General features: G+C 70.8%; 12 protein-coding genes. 5 read left to right on the top strand and 7 right to left on the bottom strand.

What is annotated here, in order from left to right:
- Positions 1–309 precede the first annotated feature (309 nt).
- Together GAS53_RS51265 and GAS53_RS51260 are read right to left on the bottom strand one after the other, a co-directional pair.
- Complete coding sequence (locus GAS53_RS51265; RefSeq protein ID WP_151484717.1) at positions 310–4,146, bottom strand: nSTAND1 domain-containing NTPase; 3,837 nt, start codon at positions 4,144–4,146, stop codon at positions 310–312.
- Between the two features lie 392 nt (positions 4,147–4,538).
- The gene (locus tag GAS53_RS51260) at positions 4,539–7,571 is read right to left on the bottom strand and encodes a glycosyl hydrolase (RefSeq protein WP_151484716.1); all 3,033 of its coding nucleotides are present in this window, start codon (positions 7,569–7,571) and stop codon (positions 4,539–4,541) included.
- 114 nt (positions 7,572–7,685) lie between these two features.
- Between GAS53_RS51260 and GAS53_RS55805 the strand changes: the two genes are divergently transcribed.
- Complete coding sequence (locus tag GAS53_RS55805) at positions 7,686–7,832, top strand: hypothetical protein (RefSeq protein ID WP_192583672.1); 147 nt, start codon at positions 7,686–7,688, stop codon at positions 7,830–7,832.
- Here the strand turns inward: GAS53_RS55805 and GAS53_RS51255 are convergent.
- On the bottom strand, positions 7,825–9,690 hold the full coding sequence (locus GAS53_RS51255) for an AMP-dependent synthetase/ligase (RefSeq protein ID WP_151484721.1): 1,866 nt from the start codon (positions 9,688–9,690) through the stop codon (positions 7,825–7,827). The two genes, GAS53_RS55805 and GAS53_RS51255, sit on opposite strands and share 8 nt — an antisense overlap.
- Before the next feature lie 401 nt (positions 9,691–10,091).
- On the opposite strand from GAS53_RS51255, the gene GAS53_RS51250 reads away from it, so the two are divergent.
- On the top strand, positions 10,092–10,976 hold the full coding sequence (locus tag GAS53_RS51250; RefSeq protein ID WP_151484715.1) for an alpha/beta fold hydrolase: 885 nt from the start codon (positions 10,092–10,094) through the stop codon (positions 10,974–10,976).
- Between the two features lie 7 nt (positions 10,977–10,983).
- Here the strand turns inward: GAS53_RS51250 and GAS53_RS51245 are convergent, their stop codons facing one another.
- On the bottom strand, positions 10,984–11,793 hold the full coding sequence (locus tag GAS53_RS51245; RefSeq protein ID WP_151484714.1) for an NPP1 family protein: 810 nt from the start codon (positions 11,791–11,793) through the stop codon (positions 10,984–10,986).
- 173 nt (positions 11,794–11,966) lie between these two features.
- Here GAS53_RS51245 and GAS53_RS51240 point away from each other — a divergent pair, with 173 nt between their 5' ends.
- Both GAS53_RS51240 and GAS53_RS51235 read left to right on the top strand, forming a co-directional pair.
- Positions 11,967–13,718 carry a phospholipid carrier-dependent glycosyltransferase gene (locus tag GAS53_RS51240; protein ID WP_151484713.1) on the top strand — a complete coding sequence of 584 codons (1,752 nt, stop codon included), beginning with the start codon at positions 11,967–11,969 and terminating at the stop codon, positions 13,716–13,718.
- Positions 13,719–13,805: 87 nt separating this feature from the next.
- A complete protein-coding gene (locus GAS53_RS51235; protein WP_151484712.1) occupies positions 13,806–14,696 on the top strand; it encodes an endonuclease/exonuclease/phosphatase family protein in 891 nt (296 codons plus the stop codon).
- A gap of 108 nt (positions 14,697–14,804) precedes the next feature.
- On the opposite strand, the gene GAS53_RS51230 is transcribed toward GAS53_RS51235, so the two are convergent.
- On the bottom strand, positions 14,805–16,538 hold the full coding sequence (locus GAS53_RS51230; protein ID WP_225859639.1) for an acyltransferase: 1,734 nt from the start codon (positions 16,536–16,538) through the stop codon (positions 14,805–14,807).
- A 159-nt stretch (positions 16,539–16,697) separates the two neighbouring features.
- Here GAS53_RS51230 and GAS53_RS51225 point away from each other — a divergent pair, with 159 nt between their 5' ends.
- Positions 16,698–17,342, top strand: a complete 645-nt coding sequence (locus GAS53_RS51225) for a DUF6629 family protein (RefSeq protein ID WP_151484711.1) — start codon at positions 16,698–16,700, stop codon at positions 17,340–17,342.
- An 18-nt stretch (positions 17,343–17,360) separates the two neighbouring features.
- On the opposite strand, the gene GAS53_RS51220 is transcribed toward GAS53_RS51225, so the two are convergent.
- Together GAS53_RS51220 and GAS53_RS51215 are read right to left on the bottom strand one after the other, a co-directional pair.
- On the bottom strand, positions 17,361–18,221 hold the full coding sequence (locus tag GAS53_RS51220; RefSeq protein WP_151484710.1) for an alpha/beta fold hydrolase: 861 nt from the start codon (positions 18,219–18,221) through the stop codon (positions 17,361–17,363).
- 90 nt (positions 18,222–18,311) lie between these two features.
- The gene (locus GAS53_RS51215) at positions 18,312–19,316 is read right to left on the bottom strand and encodes a helix-turn-helix transcriptional regulator (RefSeq protein WP_151484709.1); all 1,005 of its coding nucleotides are present in this window, start codon (positions 19,314–19,316) and stop codon (positions 18,312–18,314) included.
- Positions 19,317–19,419 lie beyond the last annotated feature (103 nt).

Below are 19,419 nucleotides of genomic sequence, written 5' to 3'. Positions count from 1 at the left end.
CCGTGTAAGACGACCTCCGGAGAGAACGCTCAACCGGCCCGCGACCGCTTCGGCGGTCGCGGGCCGGTGGCGTTGCCCATCAGGTCTGACCAGCTCTCACCGGGACTCGACGGGTTCGCAGGACTTGTGCGCACCCGACGGTGACCTGCTTCGGGCTCCCCGACGGTCCGTCTGAGCGGCCTTGGTGAAATCCCGTGTGATACCGCGCCCCGTAAGGGGCGCGGGGCTGTATCGATGTGCGGCTCCGCCGCGTGGGCGCGACCAGCCCCCACCGGCCCGCAGGTTCATCACCGTGCCTCCAGCGGAGCGCTAGGGCTTCGGGCAGCTCTGTCCGTAGGGCACGTCCTGGACATGGCGGTGCCACTCGCTCGCCGACAGCCCGGTTGCCACGCGGCGGCAGACGGCACGCGCCGCCCGGTCCGGGGCGACGTCGTACGTCTGCAATGGCGCGTGGTCACCCGCGGCGTAGAGCGTTTCGCCGTCGGGGCCGAACGACAGGGCGTGGACGGTGTCGCCCGGCGTGGTGAGCGGGGATCCGATGCGTCGACGGGAGGAGACGTCCCAGAGCTGCAGGGTGCCTTCGTCACCGGCGACGGCCAGTGTGCGGCCGTCCCGGGAGAAGGCCAGTGCCGACACGTACTGGTAGGTGGTCGTGTCCGGATCGGCGAGGACACCGAGTCGTCGGCTCAGCCGGCCGTCCCAGAGGACGACCCGGCCGGAGCCGTCGCCGACAGCCAGATGATCCCCGTCGGGGCTGAACGCCAGAGCGGTGGCTTTGCCAGGGCTTCTGACAGACGGCAGCCGGGTGGCCGAGGGCATCCGGTATGCCTGCCCGCGTGCGGTGACGAGCAGGTCGCCGTCGGGATGCGAGGCCACCTGTCCGACGGCGCCGGGGAGTGTGGTGGCCGTGGTCCGGCGACGGAGGTCCCAGACGCGGATGGCCTCGGGGGTGGACCCGGGCAACGAGGAGAGCAGGAGCGACCGGTCGTCGGCGGTGAAGGCGATGTCGGCCACTTCCTCGTTGCCGAGTTCCCCGGTGTCCATGGTCGCGGTGACGCGCTGCCGCGGAATGTCGTAGAGCGCCACCTGATTCGCCATGGGCCGTGACGTGGGGTCAGCCGCACCGTAGGCGAGCACTTTGCTGGTGGAATCGAAGGCGATGAGGGCGGTGCAGTCGACCGGCAGCGGATCTCCCGGGGGCAACCGGCACGGCACACGCGGTGGTTCGGCCACGAGCCGTCCTGTGTGCCCGTCGACGAGGCGGAACCGAACGTGCTTCCCGTCCGGGTCCCGGCGGGCGACCGCGAGAGTGGTGCCGTCCGGGCTGAACTCGACGGCCAGGGCTTGGTCCGTGTCCCACCGGGCGTGCACGGCGCTGTCCACGGTCAGAGTGTGCACCGCGGGCCCCCAGGAGCCTTCCGGACCGCCGAGGTATCTGATGACGCCGGCCTCGGTGTCGACTCGTATCTCCTTGACCGTCTCACCTGCCAACTGGTGCCGTACGACCGGGAAGTCCGGTGTGTCCAGCCTCCACATCAGGATCTCCTCGCCGTCCGACGCCACCATGAACGCACCGTCGGCGCTGAGTTCCGCGATCTTCAGACCGGCGTACATGATCGCCGGCAGCTCCTTGCCCGAAGCGACTTCCCACGCCCGGAATCCGGTGCTGTCGACCAGCCCCAGAAACCGGCCGTCGGGCGTGAACTGGATCTGTTCCTGGGCGCACTGCCGAGTGGTGACCTTCGGCAGCCAGGGCGCGGGCACTCTGCGGTCCTCGGCGACATCCCACACCTGCAACTGCTCGCCCGGGACGCACAGGGCGAGCAGGCGGTCGTCCGCACTGACCGTGGCGTCCGGCAGTGCCGTGGCGTCCGTGTAAATGTCCCGGCCGTCCTTCCGGTGCCGGTACACCAGGGCCATGAGCCTTGCCCACTCGAGTGTCGCGGCGGACGGCTGGGAACTCTGCGCGTCTGTGTCGTGTTCGAGTTGCAGGAGTTTCCGCCGGGAGCGTGTGTCCCAGAGCTGCACCCGGAACTTGGAGCCCGCCGCGTGGTACGTGAGGAGGCTGTGACCACTCGCCCCCATCTCTACCCCGCCGTCGGCGAGTGCCAGCGGTGCTCCGTCCCGGCGTCCCGTGGCGAGGTTGCGCAGCGCGGCCCTTCCGCCGTCGAACTCGGGGATCCATGACGCGTTCGCGCGGATGAATCCCGTATCTTTCGCCGCCTTGCCGAGTCCGGGCCAACTGGCCGTGCGCCGTCGCGTCCCTATGTCCCAGCGGGTCACCTGATCCGTGCCGACGCTGATCAGCGTGCGCCCGTCGGTGCTGAGATGCCGCATGGTCTCATCGGTGCCGTCGGGGTCGGTGAACACGTCCTGGTTGCGCTGCGCCGCGGCGCCGAGCAGGGCGGAGCGGGTCTCCGGAAGGTCGGCGATGTGCCATGCGGCGAGGCTGAGCCGCATCGCCGTGGCCGGGTCGGACAGGCGCAGACTTTCGGCGACCCCGACCAGGCGACGGGCCTCCGCCTCGATGCGCCGCCGCTCGCCGGACCGGTTCTGCTGCCAGGCGACGAGTGCCGCGACGAGGCTGAGCACCACAAGGACGGACAACGTGACCGTACGAGTCCTGCGACCTCGCCGTTCACCCCGGCGGGCGGCCAGGCCGGCGTCGAGGAACCGGCGTTCCAGCGGAGTGAGATCGTCCGAGGCGCCGAACTGCTCCTCGGCGGTGGACAGCCGCACGCCCCGGTACAGCGAGCCCGGGTCCCGTCCGAGGTCCTGCCAGGTCTGTGCCGCCTCGGTGAGACGGTGCTGGGACCTGAGCCGCTCGCGGTCCTCGTCGATCCAGGTACGCAGCCGGGGCCATGCGGTGAGAACGGCTTCGTGGGCGAGGTCCACGGTGTCCTCGTCGAGCGTGATGAGGCGGGCGCGGGCGAGTCGCTCGAGCACGAGATCCGTGTCGGCGCCGTTGCCGCCGCCGATCGCGGTGAGTTCGGTGCGCCGGTTCGCACGGCGCGTGTCCCCGGTGCCCTGCCCCGGGCTCACCAGGCGCAGCAGGAGACGACGGGCGGTGTCGGCCTGCTGCTGCGTGAGACTTCCGTAAAGATCCTCGGCGGTGCGGGCGATCGCTCCGTGGATACCTCCCGCGGCGTCGTACGCCGCTTCGCTGAGCGCTCTGCCGCGGCGCCTGCGCCAGGTCTCCAGCAAGGCGTGGGACATCAGGGGCAGGCCACCGGGTTCGTCCTGGACGTCGGCGATGATCCGTGAGGTCAGTGTCCGTTCGACGATCAGACCCCCGAGGGCGGCCGGCTTGACGATCGTCTCGCGCAGTTCGTCCGTACTCATGGGAGCCACCAGGAGCGTGGCCTCCTGGGCGGCCTCGGCGAGCCGGCGGTACCGGGCGCAGTGGCCGTAGAAGTCGGCGCGCACCGCGATGACGACGCGGATGCCGTGATCGGGGCTGACGGCGGTGAACAGCAGGTCGAGGAAGCTCTTCCGCTCGGCCGGATCGGCACAGAGGGTGAAGACCTCTTCGAACTGGTCCACCACGATGACGGTCCCGGAACGGGTGCTCCGCGGGTCCAGGATGTCGGCGTGGGTACGCGCCGGGTGTGGTCCCGGGGTGAGAATGCGGATCGTGGCGGGCGGGGCATGCCGTGGGTCGGGCTGTTGCAGGCGGGGGATGAGACCGGCCCTCAGCAGGGAGGACTTGCCGCTGCCGGACGGGCCTGTCAGCACGACGAAGTCGTTGCCCCGGACCAGGTCGACAAGCTGGCCGACGAGTTGGTCCCGGCCGAAGAAGCGATCACTGTCGCTCGCCTCGAACCGGGCAAGACCGGGATAGGGAGCCTCCGTGTCGTCGTCGGCGGCGCGGGTCTCCTCGGCCGTGTCCCGCGCGGCCTGGTGCCACCGTCGCTCCCAGTCGTCGCGGTCCCCGCCGCACGCCTCGACATAGGCGAGGGTCACCGGCAGGGAGGCCAGCCTCTCACCGGCCGCCGCCTGCGCGAGCGTCGCCGAGGAGTAGTGCGCCCGCCGCGCCATCGCCCGATAGGTGATCCCGCCCGCCTCTTGACGCAACTTCCGCAGCTCATAGGCGAATTGCGCGACAGGACCCTCGGTCGGGTCCAGCGGTCGCTCACGACGTCCCATCAACCCCCCCGTCGGCGTGGGCACCTACAGCCTCGCACGCTACGAACCCCGGCAGCGGCCGGAAACGGGGCGCGGTGCGAACGCGCCGCTCGTGCCGCGAGATTGTCTGAAGTGGCGACAGGGGGCTGTCAGACAATCACCCGGTCGCGAAAACTGAGGTCATGGCGGGCCCGGTGTGATCCACGTGGCCGTAGGGGGAGCGTTCACGATGCGGGCCCGCCGACGCCGGACTGGAGACAGCGCCGGGCGAGTGGGGTCTCGGGAGGACAGGCCGCGGGGGTGTCGGCCTCCCGGGCCCCACAATCTCCTCGCACGACTGGGCGGGACCCGGCGCCTGCGACCGGAGGTCATTCATCGGCGGCGGCCGCGCCGGGTCCCGGTCCGGCCGGGGCTCAGGAATGGGTCGTGTCGCGCACCCGGGCCTGCCCGTACGGCACCAGACGGACCGGGCCCATCAGCCCGTACGCCTGACGCGCCGAACCGCCGTACACCCCGGGGTCGCTGACCCGCAGCCGGTTGCCGAGCGGGGTGGCCACCTCGATCTCGATGACGTTCCGCCCGCGCCTGAGCAGACCGGCCAGGTCCACCACCGGACGGATCTGATCGACCGGGTCGAGGCGGTGGCCGTTGACGGTGACCCGGCAGGTGTCGGTGACGGTGCCCAGTTCCAGTCGGGCGCCGTGGCCGCCGGTCCAGGCGTCGCCGAGGGTGACCGTGGTGCGGTAGCGGCCGATGCCCGAGACGTCGGCGAGTTCGGGGATCTGCGACCAGGGCAGCAGGGCGTCCAGTGTCAGCTCGTGCTCGACGACGGTGGTCCGGGTGGCCGTGGCGCCGGGCCGCCAGTCCTGGACGTCCAGGCGCCAGGAGGTCAGCTCCGTCGGCTGGGGGACGTCCTTGAAGGCCGTACGCACCGTGCGCCCCTGGGAGAGCACGGTCCGGTACGTGCCCGCGGTCGTGGCCCGGACGGTGATTCCGGCCTCGGTGAAGCGGACCTCGTCCGCCTCGCTGCTGACCGCATGGGGGCGACCGCCGTGGCGGTCGCCGAAGAGACCGGGCCGGCCGATCGCCACGATGAGGGTCTCCGCAGGTTGAAGGGTGACCCGCACGGTGACCGTGTCGCCCTCCTCGGTGTACCGGGCGATGCGTTCGGCCTTGCCGGTCCACGGGTCCAGCAGGTACGGCACACCCTTGGCGGTGGTGCGGTGGAGGGTGACCTCGTGGTCGATGGCGGCCACGGGCGGCTTGACGGTCTCGGCGTGCTTGCCGTTGCACAGGTAGTAGTAGTCGACGCCGTCGGCCACGCGGTGGGCGTTGAGGAGTGTCGAGGGGGTCGCGTAACCGACGTCGGGCCGCACCCCGAGTTCGGCGAGCGCGGTCGGCACCGCGGTCTTGTCGGCGACGCGACGGACCAGCGGCTGGGTGAGCAACTCGGCCACCACGGAACGCAGTTCGCTGGTCTCGTCGCCGTCCGGGATGCCGGGCGGGACGACGGCGTCCCAGGCGCCGAGCAGCACGATCGGCAGTCCGGCGCGGGTGAGCCGGAGCAGGGCGCGGGCGTCGGACAGGGCGAGGGTCACGGCAGACCCGTAGAAGAAGTCGCCCTCGACGAAGAGGGCCTTGTAGGCCGGGCCCTCGGGCGCGAGGCGTCCCCGGCGCACGGTGGCGGCGGGCAGGTCCAGCAGCGGGCCGCTGAGGAACTGGTGCGTCCAGCCCAGCGTGATGCCCGTGGCGGTGAACCAGGAGGCGCCGATGCCGGTGGCGGTGTAGCCGGTCTGCCGGAACACCGCCACGTCGGCTCTCGCCCGGCCGGTCTGCAACACCTGGTGGACACGGCCGAGATAGCCGGAGACATCCGTGACGTGCTGCCAGGTCGGGTGCCGGGGACCCCAGGACTCGCCGTAGCCCACCGCGCCCTTGTACGGGGTGAAGGCGGCGTATCCCGGCCATTTGACGCCCGGCAGCTCGGCGTAGGAGAAGCCGTGGACGACGGTCTGGTTGACGCCGGCGGCGTAGGCGCCGCCCATGGTGCGCAGGAACCTCTGCCAGGTGGTGCTGTAGGCGCTGCCTGAGTAGGCGCCGGCCTCGCAGGAGAGCACGGTGTGGCCGGCCATGTCGCGGCCGCCGGCCAGGCAGCGGTAGTCGTCGAGGTTCTTGAAGCCCAGGGACTCGCCCTCGGCGATGTCCAGGATCGCGGCCGAGGCGATGGCGTCGGTCTGCAACCCGTAGGGCTGGGAGCGCAGTTGGAGGCCGAGCGAGTGGGCCCAGGTGCGCAGCGCCGTGACGTGGTGCTTGTTGAAGAGGGTGGAGACGGTCTCCCAGAAGTCGTGCCGGATCTGGCGGGTGGCGGCGGCTTCGAAGGCGAAGACCTGGTTGCTGTTGTCGAGGATCACGGCGGGCAGCAGCGGGAGCAGGGAGCGGCCGGCGTGTGCGCGGAACGCGTCGGGCAGGGCCGGCGTCCACTGGAGTCCGTCGGTCTCCAGCTCGATGGAGTCCTCGAAGAGCGCACCGCCGGAGACCTTCAACAGGCGGCGGATGGCGGGCGTGAGGAGGTGGGCTTCCCAGTAGTCGGTGACCGCGCGGGTGCCGACCGCGCTGAAGTGGTCGACGACGTAGGCGGGCGGGTCGGTGTGCGGGCCGGCTTCCGGCAGCTGGCCGGAGCCGCGTACCCAGTACGCGATCAGGACCCACGTGCCGTCGTCGGGTGCGGTCCAGCTGAGGGCGCCGTCGGTGACGGTGGGGGTGAGGTCACGGACCGAGTCCTGGTCGAGGCCGGTCTCCTTGCGGGTGGAGTGCGCGGTGTTCACCCGGGCGGCCTGCACCAGGAGCAGCCGTTGCTCGGTCACGCCGGACGCCGCCTCGTGGACAGGCCGCGGCACGGCGCCGGTGTACGAGGCTCCCGGGGCCAATGTGACCGCCCCGTGGGCGAGTTCCTTGACTGCGGCCTCGCTGTCGGGGGTGATGCCGGGCACCGCCGCGGGCCACGCGGGACCGATGGTGAGGTCGACGGTGATGCCGCGCCGGGCGGCCTGGCTCAGCGCGGCCTCGACCCCGGTGACCCAGGCGGCGCTGCCCCAGCCGTGACGCGCGGTGTCCAGTACCGAGGTGTCGGTGACGCTGTGGTGGACGGCGGCTATCTCGGCGCCGCCGAAGCCCGCGTCGGCGATCTGGTCGATCTCCCGTCTGATCTCGTCGGGCCGCACCAGACCGTCGGGCCACCACCAGCGGAACTTCGGCCGCACCGCGCGGCCGGGCTCGGCGAAGGCGAAGGTGGAGCCGGCGGCGGAAGCTGAGTCGGCGGCGGTGGTGGCCGACGCGCTGCCGGGCGCGGCCCAGTTGAGGGCACCCGCGGCGGCCGTCGTCGCCGCGGCGGAGAGAAGAGTACGGCGCGGGATGCCGGTCCGGTGAACTGCGGTGAGGTCGTCCATGGTTCCTGTTCACTCCTGGAGGGCAGCACGAAGAAGACCCCCTGAGGGGCCTGGGACTTGAATCGTTTTAATCGCTGCGAAACTAAGTCTCACGATCAAGAGACGTCAAGAAGCGTGCACGACACAAACTTCGCGTGCTCCGACCGGCAGTGGGCCTACCGGCGGATCTCCTGCACGTCGGACGCGGTCACGTACACCCGGCGGGGCTTGTTCCAGGCCCCGCCCGCCGTCGCCGCCCCTCTCGACGCACGGCTCACCTGAACACGTTGTCCGCGTCGTCCCAGTTGTATGGATCAACGGGAGTGAGCTGCCGGGAGGTCCGCGAGGACATCTGGTACATCGCCTCGATCTCGGTCGCGTACCGCTGCGCGATCGCGTCCCTGCGCAGTTTCATCGACGGGGTGAGCATCCCGTTGGCCAGGTCGAACGGTTCGGAGAGTACGCGGTACACGCGAATGGACTCGGACCGCGACACGGTGCTGTTGGCCGCGGCGACGGCGCGCTTGACCTCTTCCCGCAGCGCGTTCTCCTCGCGCACTTCCCGGTCGTGTGCCTCGCCCGGGATGGCGAGGACCGAGCGCCAGTGCGCCAGGAATTCCGGATCGAGGGTGATCAGCGCCCCCACGCAGGGCCGGTTGTCACCCACGACCACCGCTTGATGGATGAGCGGATGGACCCGAAGGCGCTCTTCGAGGGCCGCGGGAGCCACACTCTTGCCGCCGCTCGTGATGACGATCTCCTTCTTGCGGCCGGTGATGCTCAGATATCCCTCCGCGTCCAGCCGGCCGATGTCACCGGTGGCCAGCCAGCCGTTCTGCAGCGCCGCCCGGGTGCCCACCTCGTCGTTGATGTAGCCCTGGAAGACCGAGGGCCCCCGCACCAGGATCTCCCCGTCGTCGGCCACATGAACTTCCGTGTCGGGCAGCGGGCGTCCGACGGTTCCGAATTTCTCCCGGCCGACAGGCTGCGCCGTAATCCCGCCGCTCGTCTCCGTGAGCCCGTATCCGTCGTGGACGAAAATCCCGATTCCCGAGTAGAAGAGGGCGAGTTCACGGTTCAGGGGAGAGCCGCCCGATACCGCGCCGCACACTCTTCCGCCCAGTGCCGCGCGAAGCTTTCGGTACACCGTCTTCTCATACAGGGCGTGCTGCAGGCGCAGATCGAAGCCTGGTGCCGGACCGGCTCCCAGCCGGTGCCGCTCGGCGGCCTCCGCGAAGTCCTGCGCCGTGCGGACCGCACGCTCGAACACGGCACCGCGGCCCGACTCCTGCGCCTTGCGGAGGAAGTTCTTGTAGATCTTCTCGAAGACGAACGGGACGGCGAAGAGAAACGTGGGGCGGAAGGACAGCAGGGAGGCGGACAGCGCCTCCGCGCGCAGATCGGGCTCGTGGCCCATCAGGATCCCGCCGCGCATGCAGATCCCCTGGACCATGAGGCCGTACACGTGGGAGGAGGGCAGGAAGGCAAGGATGGCCGGCTGCTGTCCGGGCGGCGCCGTGATGTGTCCCCACCCGGCCAGCATCGTGTCGCAGGGGCTCGCCAGGCTGCGGTGGCTCAGGGCGCATCCCCTGGGGTGTCCCGTCGTGCCGGAGGTGTAGGCGATGACCGCGGTCGAGTCTGGCAGCACGATCCGGCGCATGGACTCGACGGTGGTGACCGGCACCGCCCTGCCCTGCTCCACCAGGTCCGTCAGGGCTCCGGCGTCCAGTTGCCAGACGTGCCGCAGGATCGGCAGCGAGGCGCACACCGAGCCGACCGTCATGATGCCCTGCTCGTCCTCCACCACCACGGCGACGCAGCCGGCGTCCCGGAGGATCCAGCCGACCTGATCGTGCGACGACGTCGGATAGATCGGCACGATTTCGGCGCCGACCGTCCAGAGCGCGTAGCTGAGCACGGTCCACTCGTAGCGGGTGCGCGCCATGACGGCCACGCGGTGGCCCGGGAATATCCCGGCCGCGATGAAGCCCCGGGCCACGTCCACGACCTCGTCGCGCAGCTCGACCGCCGTCACCGGGGACCAGGTCGTGGGGGAGGTGTCGGAACGGCGCGCCAGCTGCGGGAGGAGGGGGTCGCGGTCCGCCGTCTCGAAGAGACTGTCGGCGAGTCCTCCCTGCATCAGTGGCGGAGCCGGTCTGGCAACTTCCAAGGGGTGCATTCGCCGCTCCAGAATTCTGCGCAGAGCGCCCCTCCGATGGAGTCCGGAATCGAGGGCGTTCGAAATGTAGCCCACGACAGCGACGGTTGGGTCACGAACCGTCGAACGATCTGACCTGATGGCCTTTCAGGACAGAACCGTCCAGATGGCCGAGCGGCCGGGCCGGGGTCCGGCTGCTTTCCCGCACGGCGGGTACGCGAAGGTGCACACGGATTCTCCGGGGCAGCCCCGTGCCGGGAGAAACGGGACCGCCCGTCCGCGGACGGGCGGTCCGCCGTGCCCCTCATTACGATGAAAGAGATCGTCGTGCCCGCCCTGCGGGGCTGCGTACGAGGGGGCCGACCGACGTCAGGAGGGCCGCCGTGAGCACGATCGCGGTGAAGGCCGCCCAGTTGCGGAGCGGGCTGGTCCTCCCGTATGCCGAGGCGGGCTATCCGGACGGCATCCCCGTCGTCTTCGTGCACAGCCTCGCGGACTCCTGGTGGATGTTCGAGCCGCTGCTCAGACAGCTGCCCGCCACGGTGCACGGATACGCCCCCACCCAGCGGGGCCACGGTGACGCCGAGCGACCCCCGGAGGGCTACGGTCCGCAGGACTTCGCGAACGACCTCGTGGAGTTCCTCGACGCCGTCGGTATCACCCGTGCCGTCCTGGTCGGAGCGTCGAGTGGCGGTGTGGCCGCACGGATGGTCGCGGGCAGTCACCCCGACCGGGTGGCGGGTCTCGTCCTGGTGGGCGTACCCGCCACGCTCGCCGACAAGCCCGGCTTCACGGCTCTGTGGGAGACCGTTCAGGCCCTCGAGGATCCCGTGCCGCGCTCCTTCGTCGAGGACCTGCTCGGTGACCTCGCGGCCCGGCCGCTGGCGCGCGGACTGGTGGCGACGATGACCGAGGAGAATCTCAAGGTGCCCGCACGGGTGTGGCGGGACACCATGCGGGGCCTGCTGGAGACGGACCTGGCGGCCACCCTGAGGGGAATCCTCGTACCCACGCTCGTGCTCTGGGGCGACGCGGACACCATTCTCCCGCGCACCGATCAGCAGCGGATCCTCGACGCGATCCCCGGCTCGACCCTCGTCGTGTACGAGGGCGCCGGTCACGTTCTGTACTGGGAAGAGACCGAGCGGATCGTGAAGGACGTCGTCGGCTTCGCCACCCGGGTCATGCCGGACCTCCCCGACGGCGAAGCTCCCGGCAGGGCCGGGAGCCCGCCGTCCCCGGGTGATCAGGACGGGCCTTCCGCGTGACGCGTGGTCAGGCGTTGGGGTCGAACGCGATCCCGGACGGCTTGGCCGCGGCGAGGTGGGAGTTGAACGTGCTGTCCTTGATGCCGAGCGTGGCACTGCCGAAGTTGTACGCGGTCAGCTTGTCGCGCACTCCGGCGGGATAGCCGTTCCAGCCGACCAGCGGGGGGTACTGCCAGGTCCCCTTGTGGTTCTCCGGCGGCTCGTCGTTCGAGCCCGCGGCACGGAAGCAGTGCGTGCTGATCCCGTCCTTGTGGTACACGATCTTGGGGTGCGTCCCGTCGAAGCGGATCTGCGACCGCGTGTGGATCGTGAACGAGCCGTGGTTGGAGGTCGACACGTACTCGGCCTGGTTGTTCTGCACCCAGACCACGACGTGCTCGAAGTCGTGCCGGTGCCCGCCGAGTCCGCTGCCGGCCACGGCCTGGTCCTTCTCGAAGTAGAGGGCGTACACGATCGCGCACCAGCCGTTGTTGCACTTGGACCGCGAGTATCCGTTGGTGTTGTCCAGGTCCGAGGCGTCGCGGCACTGGCCGTTGAGAGCGCCGCTCGGGTTGAGGCCGCCGTTGACGGTTCCGTCGGGGCCGATGGCGGGCGTGGAGTAGCAGCCGTCCGTGTCGTAGTCGTAGGCGGGCTGGAACGTCTGGTCAAGACCGTCGGCGTTGGCGGGCAGAGCGCCCGGCGGGGCCGCCAGGGCGGTGGCCGGGAAAGCGAGGACCAGGGCGGCGGCGCCGGCGAGGACGCCGAGTGCCCGATGGCGGAAACGCCGCGATCCGAAGAGCTTCGATGCCGGTCTGCCGTTCACAAGCGTCCTCCTCATAAGGCCCTGTGCAGGCCAACGCCCCGTTGTGACATGTGCAGTTCAGAGTCCCGGGTTTTCACTCGCGTGCCAAGAGGTCGCAGGCGTCACAACGGTTAAGGACCGCCCAACACTTGGGCGCCGCGCCGCCAAAGAGCGCCACGGCGAGTGAGGTTGATGGGAAGGTAGGTCCCATGAGGGCGCCGCGGATCACCCGGCTCGACGGTGACGAGCACACCGCGCCCGGCCTGCCCGCACCGACCGCAGCGGGCGAAGGGCCAGGCCGGTTCGAAGCGTTCACGCGACACGTGCGGCAGTTGCGGCACTGGCGGCACCGGCGCTGGCTGTACGCGCTGGCCGTCGTCGCGCTCCTCGCCGAGATGGCCGTCGCGATGGTCACGACGGCCGTCGAGCAGACCCCCACCATCGACGAGCCGGTCTACGTGGCCACCGCCGAGGTCTACCTCAAGGAGCGCAGCCTCCGCTACAACCCCGAACACCCGCCCCTGGGCAAGCTGATCGTCGCGTCCGGGCTGGTGTTCACCGACGCGCGCCTCGACTCCGAATTCGTCGGCAGCCAGAAGGCGCTGGGGCGGCATCTGCTGTACGAGTCGGGCAACGACCCGGAGCGACTGATGCTGTGGGCACGCCTGCCGGTGATCGCACTGACGCTGCTGTTCGGGCTGGTCGTCCTCGCGTTCGCCCGCGACCTCACCGGCCCGGCGGGCGGCCTGTTGGCGCTCGCCCTGTACGCGTTCTCACCGGACGTCATCGCGAACGGATCACTGGCCACGCTCGATGTGCCCGCGGCCGGCTTCCTGCTCACGTCCGTCTGGCTGCTGTGGCGCGCGCGGCACCGGCCGCACCTCTGCCTGCCGCTCGCCGGTGTGGCCCTGGGCGCGGCCGTGGCCACCAAGATGAGCCTGCTGGCGGCGGTTCCGGTGCTGATGCTGCTGGGCGTCCTGTCGGTCTGGCATGCCCGCCGCACACCCGGGCTCGGCCCACGCGACCGGGTGCGGCTCCTCGCGTACGGGGCAGCGGCGGCCGTCGGTATGGCGCTGGTCGCGGTCGCCGTCGTGTGGGCCGCCTACCTCGTCGTCGACCCGCGGCTGCGCTGGACGCAGCCCGAGAACGTGCCGGACATCCGCGGGATGCGCGGCCGCGTCGCCGCCTGGCTGCCCTTCCCGGAGGCGTACCGGGACGGCATGCGCATCCAGTTCGGCTTCGAGTACGAGATCTGGCAGGGCTTCCTCTTCGGCCGGCTGTACGAGGGCTCGCTCTGGTACTACCTGCCGGCCGCGCTCCTGGTGAAGACGCCGCTGGGCATGCTCGCGCTGTGGCTCGCCGGTGCCGTCGCGGTCCTGGCGGTCCGTCGGCTGAGGCCCGCGGCGCCGTACGTGCTCGTTCCCGCGGCCCTGCTGCTGGCCGTGGCCATGAACGGTGCCCGTGACCTCGGCGTGCGGTACGCCCTCTTCGTGCCGATGTTCCTGGCGGTCGCCGCCGCCGGAGTGGTCGTCATCCACAGCCGATGGGCATACGCCGTGACGGCCGTGCTGGTCTGCTTCGTGGCCGTCAGCTCGCTGCGGACGTACCCGTACTACCTGCCGTACTCCAACGAGGCGTTCGGCGGGCCGTCGAAGACCCACCTGCGTCTGCACGACTCGAACGTCGACTGGGGCCAGGACCTGGGCCGCCTGGCCGATCGCCTCCACAGGGACCACCCGGGCGAGCGGGTCTGGCTCGTCTACAAGGGTGCGGGTGTGCCCACCTACTACGGCATCAACGCGTCCGACCCGCTGAAGGCGCCCCTGGGCGAGGTGCACGGACTGCTCGTCGTGTCCAACTCCTCGGCCGCCAAGGCCGACGGGCGGCTCGCCGCGCTGCTCGACACCAGCACGCCGGTCGACGAGGTCGGCCACTCGATCACGATCCACCGGCGGCGTTGACGCACAACTGCCACAGGAGAACGGGCCAGTCACTACTGACGACTTGAGCCCAACTCACGCGGGAGACACGACGGTATCGTTGAAACCATGACAACGCGTCATACGAGGGGACGCGGCAGGGCCAGGGCGATCGTGCTGGCCCTTATGTGCGTTCTGGTGGCACTCCCCGCGGGAAGCGGGGCCGAACCCGGAGCGGCCGCCGCGCCGCGCCCCGCCCGGGGCCACTACGTCGGCACCTTCAACATCTACGGGAACGTCGGCCACCGAGGCGACGCCGGCGACTGGATCAAGGACGAAGCCGACGCCATCAGGAACCTCACCCTCGGCGACACCGAGCGCTGGCTGTTCATCGGCCTTCAGGAAGTCTGCAAGGCCCAAGGGGAGCGATTCGCCCGGGAACTGGGCATGAACAGTGCCTTCGTCGACACCGGGACGGACTGCGACGACGGCCAGCCGTACGGGAACAGCGTCCTGTTCCACTCGGCTTCGAAGATCCTGCCGCCGGCGCTTTTGCCGAACCCGGACAACATGGGTGACGAACGGGGCATCATCTGCGCTGTCGTACGCCCTCCTGGGCACCCTGACTCACAAGTCACCGCGTGCAGCACGCACTTGAGCGTCGGCGCCAGCAAGGACCGGGAACGGGAAGCCCAGACCGCGTTCATCCACCACGGCTGGAAGCCGGACGGCACCCACGCGCTCGGTGCCGACGGCCCGGTCGTCGTCTCCGGCGACCTGAACGCCTTACCCGACGATCCGGAGTTGGACGTCATCTACCGCGGCGGCACCGAGGCGAGCGGCCCCCGCGAGACCGAGTCGCCGTACGCCCATCCGACCTACGACGACGGCCGCAAGATCGACTACCTGTTCGCGTGGGGCGCGCGAAGCTCGGCGCGCTGGCAGCACACCGGCATTCGCCCGACCGGCAACTCGGACCACAACTTCTACTACAGCGACTTGTCGATTTCCCGACAGTGACCGGGAGAGTGCGGATGGCGTCCGAGCCGAGCAACAACGGCGGACTTCGCGGTCTTGTGCGCCCCGAGCCCGGGTGTTCCGCCGACCCGGCCGCCGATCGAGGAGAACTCAGCCGAGCATGGGAAACGCAGGTGGGCCCGCTGCTTCGGGGCGGTGGACGCCGCGTGGCCGGTACCCCAGGCGGTCCGCCACCCCCACCAGATCGGCCAGCAGCCAGATGATCGCCAGCCACATCTCGGTGCCCTGCAGCCCCGGCTCGCGGCCGGGACCCGAACCGCCCTCGCCCGGCGGGCCGAAGCCGAAACCGGCCCCGTCCCGCCAGCGCCCCAGCGCCTGCGTCAACTGTTCCCCGGCCCACGTCCGTGCCTCGGCCGCGCGGTGGCGGGTCTGCTGCCCGGCGAGCCACAGGGGGTGCGCCACGTCGAGCACATTGCACGCGTTCTGACGGCCCGCCGCGAACCAGCGCGGATCACTGCCGTGGGCCAGCACGGTGTCCACCACCCGTTCCGCATACGGCACTTGAAGCCCGAACTGCGCGAACGAGCCGCGTGTGAGGCGGTAGTAGCCGTTGACCACCTGCAGACGGCCCTCGGCGGGCGAGGCGGCCCGACCCCACATCCCCGTCCACGGATCGACCCGCGTGCCCAGCCAGCCGAACAGCGCCTCCAACGTGCCCGGCGCACCGGCCTCGGCACCCACAACGAGATTCCGGTGGGCGCCGGTCGCCCAGCAGTCCACCCACGCACCGGCCGACCACGCCCGCGTCCGCCACGGCAGCGACTCCAGACGCGCGACGAGCTGACCTGCCGTCATGCGCCGTACGACATGGACCGGGTGGGCGAAACGGGAGCCCAGCAGATCCAGCGCGTAGCCCACGGACAGCACGTGGTACTCGGCGCCGCCGTCGTCGATCCAGCCGTCCGTGGCCGGGCCGGGCAGCACACCGGGACCGCCGTCGGAGGCGAGTTCGGGCACCAGACCGCTGTCGGGGTCCTGCAAGGCGCGCAGCCGGTCGGCGTGCTCGGCGGCGGCCAGCTGCGGCGGGGGCGAGCCCAGGAGCAGATCGGCGATCTCGACGGCGTCGCAGTGCGCGCGGACGGTGGCCGGTGCTCCGGGGCGATCGCTGTAGCGGCCGGTCCCGGCGTTCCAGCTACGGGCGATGAGGTCGGCCGCCTGAGCTCGGGCCCGGTCGGCGAACCGGGCGACGGCGTCCCCGAGGCCGCTCTCCGGCGCTCCGCCTCGGGAAGTCCCGTGGGCGCGGCGGTCGCGCAGCGGGCGGGCCGGGTTGCCGGCGGCGACCGTCCAGGGCGGCAGATCCTTGGTCACGACCGCGCCCGCGCCCACCACACAGTGGTCGCCGATGGTCACCCCGTCGAGGACGACGACGTTCGAGCCGATCCATACGTCGTCTCCGACGGTGATGCCCTTGCTGGTGAGGGGCTGCCGGTGCACGGGCCGGTCGGGTGCGAAACCGTGGTTGAAGCCGAGCAGGGAGCTGTGGGCCCCGATCCGTACCCCGTCCCCCAGCGTGATCCGGCCCCGCACGGTCGCGTACGGGTTGACGGTGCAGTCGGAGCCGGTGATCACCTCGCCGGTGACGTAGGCATGCCCGGCGATGTAGGAGTTCTCGCCCAGACGCAGGACGTCGGCGAACACCCCGGCGGCGGGGGAGACGTAACAGTGAGGGCCGAAGTTCGTCCCGCTGTCGGCCAGCCGCTTCTGGTGCGCAGCCTGAGCGGCGCGCTGGGTGGCGGAAGCGCGCCGGACGAAGTCCCAGGGGCAGTAGTCGAAGTAGGTGTCCTCGAGGGGTGTCGCCGAGTCCATCGCGCCGGAGTCGTCCATCGCACCGGAGTCTAGAGAGCGCTTACTGTCCCGGCAATCCTCCTGACACCGGTCGGGCCCGGCCAAGACGGTCGTGTCAGAGCGGGCGCCGGGCGCCCGGGCCGTAGCGTGGTGAGGGCAAGGGCCGGACCCCATGAGACGAACCCCCCGGGTGGCGTGATGTGCTGGAGCGCGAAGGCCGATCTCGTGGCGGGCTGCGGCATCGCCGCCGTCGGAGCGGCCTGCGTGGCGCGGGCCCGCCAGGCCCGCGATCTTCCGCTGGCCGCGCTGCCGCTGCTCCTCGGAGCCCACCAGGTGGTCGAGGCCGTGGTCTGGCGTGCGGGCGGAGGTACGGGTCCGGCCACCGTGGCCTGGGCGGTGATCGCCTTTCCGCTGCTGGCGGTGTGGGTACCCGTGGGCGTGCTGTGCGTCGCGCCGCCGTACGCCCGGCGCCGGCTGATGGTCCCGCTCGCCGCTGGTCTCGTCACCGCGGCGGCGCTCTCGTACAACCTCGCCACCCACTTCGTGACAGCCGACATCCGTGGTCACACGGTCGGCTATGTTCTCGATCTGTCCCACCCGGAAGTGCTCGTGGCGGGTTATCTGCTGGCCACGGTCGGCTCACTGCTGCTGTCCGGCGACCGGCTGCTGCTCATGCTCGGCGTCCTCGTCGCCGTGGGCGCGGTGGTCTGCTGGGCGCTGTGGCAACTGGAGTTCGTCTCGACGTGGTGTGCGTTCGCGGCGGTGTGCTCGCTGGTCCTGTACGGCTGGGTGCGCCGGCGACCGGTGTCACCGGGGGTCTCGCGGGCGCCGGTCGGACGGTGACCGCTGCCCGTGGCAGGGTCACTTGGCGGACGTGTGCCGCACAAGGGCCGGTATGAGGACGTCCCACAGCTGAGGCGGTGGCATCTCGTGCCCCATCCCCTCCAGCGGGAGGAACCGGGCACCGGGGATCTCGGCGGCGAGTGCCTCACCGTGGGCGAGCGGGAAGAGAGGGTCGGCGGTGCCGTGCACGACCATCGTCGGCACGCCGATGTCGGCGAGCCGGAACGGGGCCGACGGATCATCCGGGAGCAGCCAGTGGTTGTGCACACTCGACGCGATGTCGCGGGTGCGGTCGACGACGGTGTTCATCATGCGGCGCACGCGATCCTCGTCGAATCCGAGCGAACCGGCGAAGTCGCGCTCACCTTCGACGAGGTAGTCCACCACCGCGGCGCGATCGTCCCACGCCGGCTCGGGCGCGGGGTTCTCGAATGCCGCGGCGAGCCGCGCCTCCATCGGCGGCAGGGTCTTCTCAGACGCCCGCGCTCCCTCGGGACTCGTCGCGATCAAGGTGATCGTGTGCAGCCGGTCAGGGTGCCGCGCGGCCAGGTACTGGGTGATGGCGCCGCCCATGGAGACCCCCACCACGTGGGCGCGGTCGACTCCCAGCGCATCGAGGACACGGAGCGGGTCGGACGCCAGGTCGGCGGAGGAGTACGACGGCTTTCCTGCGGGTGAGGTCGCGGAGCGGCCGGTGTCCCGGTGGTCGTACCGGACCACGAAACGGCCCCGCTCTGCGAGGCGCCGACAGAATCCCGTCTCCCACCAGTCCATCGACGAGGCCGCCCCGCTGATCAGCAGCACTGCCGGGTCCGCCCGGTCGCCGAACGTCTCCAGGCACAGCTCCACACCGTCCACGGTCACCAGTCGCTCCGTCATGTACTGCAGACCTCGTCGAGGCGGAGAACTCATCGCGGCACCGTCATCGGATGCTGCAGCTGTGGGGGTGAAGCGCGGCCGGAGATTCCGTCACAGCCATCCACGGCGTGCGGCCTGCCAGGCCAGTTGCATACGCGTTGCCGCGCCGGCGAGCTCCATCATGCGCTGGATGTGACGCTGCACCGTACGGCGGCTCAGGCCCAGCTGTGTCGCGACCGCCTTGTCGGCGACACCCGCCACCAGCAGGGCCAGCAGCCGCCGGTCGACGGCGGACAGCGGGTCGGGGCCGCCCACTCCGTCGGTCCCGGCGACCCTGCCCGAGTCGTCGACGTCCAGCGGGACGGCATCCTCCCAGTAGCGTTCGAACAGGGCGATGAGAGCGGCCAGCAGATTGCTGTCCCGGACGAGCGCGGCGGTGGGCTCGTCCGGGCTGCCCTGAGGACCTCCGGGCACGAGCGGGCAGACCGCGATGGCACGGTCGGCGACCGCGAGCCGCAGCGGCAGATGGGGAACCGCACGCGCGACCTCCCCGGCACGCACCCCCGCAACAACGTTGTCAACGGCTCCCTCGTCGTCGAAGAAGGCCTTCTCGTACAGCACCCGATAGCGCACGCCGCGCGCGAGCGCCTCGTACTCCGCGCTGTTGCTGCCCGAGGGCATGGCCACGTACTGGGCCTTGCAGAACCAGAGCATCTCGTCCTGCACGCTGGCCTGGATCTGCCGCAGATGCTGGCGCAGCGCCTCGGCGCCCGTGATCACTTCGATCAGCTCACTGGCGTCCCGTCGGCGCATCGTGTCCCGGTACATCTGCAGCAGGCTGGTGGCCTCGGCCCGGGCGAGATCCAACGCGTCGGCGTTCCGCTTCAGCCGGGGGATCAGCGCCACGTCCGGGGGAGTGGCCCGATAGGACCGCGGCAGCGCGTCGGTGTGGCTCGCCATGCCCTTGACGGCCAGCGCGTCGAGCACCCTCTCGGCCTCGGCCCGGCTCAGCCCCGTGCGCTCGGCCACGGCCTCGGCCGACGTCTGACCCGTCGTCACCAGATGCCGGTAGACGGACTCCTCGGACTCCGACACCCCTGCCGCCTCCAACGCCAACGTGCCCCTCCCCGAGACCGACCGGCTTCAACAATCGAACACCGTACTGCACGGGTGTGGTGCGTTCGGCGGGTGAGCGGGCGGTCGACCGCCCGCTCACCCG

The organism is Streptomyces albicerus (assembly GCF_008905045.1).
Taxonomy (GTDB): Bacteria; Actinomycetota; Actinomycetes; order Streptomycetales; family Streptomycetaceae; genus Streptomyces; species Streptomyces albicerus.
Note: the sequence above shows the minus strand (reverse complement) of the source record. Positions and strands in the feature narration are given on the sequence as shown.

Coding starts and splice junctions, on each gene's coding strand:
- GAS53_RS51265 (WP_151484717.1), bottom strand. CDS start 4,146: ATGGGACGTCGTGAGCGACCGCTGGACCCGACCGAGGGTCCTGTCGCG.
- GAS53_RS51260 (WP_151484716.1), bottom strand. CDS start 7,571: ATGGACGACCTCACCGCAGTTCACCGGACCGGCATCCCGCGCCGTACT.
- GAS53_RS51255 (WP_151484721.1), bottom strand. CDS start 9,690: ATGCAGGGAGGACTCGCCGACAGTCTCTTCGAGACGGCGGACCGCGAC.
- GAS53_RS51245 (WP_151484714.1), bottom strand. CDS start 11,793: ATGAGGAGGACGCTTGTGAACGGCAGACCGGCATCGAAGCTCTTCGGA.
- GAS53_RS51240 (WP_151484713.1), top strand. CDS start 11,967: ATGAGGGCGCCGCGGATCACCCGGCTCGACGGTGACGAGCACACCGCG.
- GAS53_RS51235 (WP_151484712.1), top strand. CDS start 13,806: ATGACAACGCGTCATACGAGGGGACGCGGCAGGGCCAGGGCGATCGTG.
- GAS53_RS51230 (WP_225859639.1), bottom strand. CDS start 16,538: ATGGACGACTCCGGCGCGATGGACTCGGCGACACCCCTCGAGGACACC.
- GAS53_RS51225 (WP_151484711.1), top strand. CDS start 16,698: ATGTGCTGGAGCGCGAAGGCCGATCTCGTGGCGGGCTGCGGCATCGCC.
- GAS53_RS51220 (WP_151484710.1), bottom strand. CDS start 18,221: ATGACGGAGCGACTGGTGACCGTGGACGGTGTGGAGCTGTGCCTGGAG.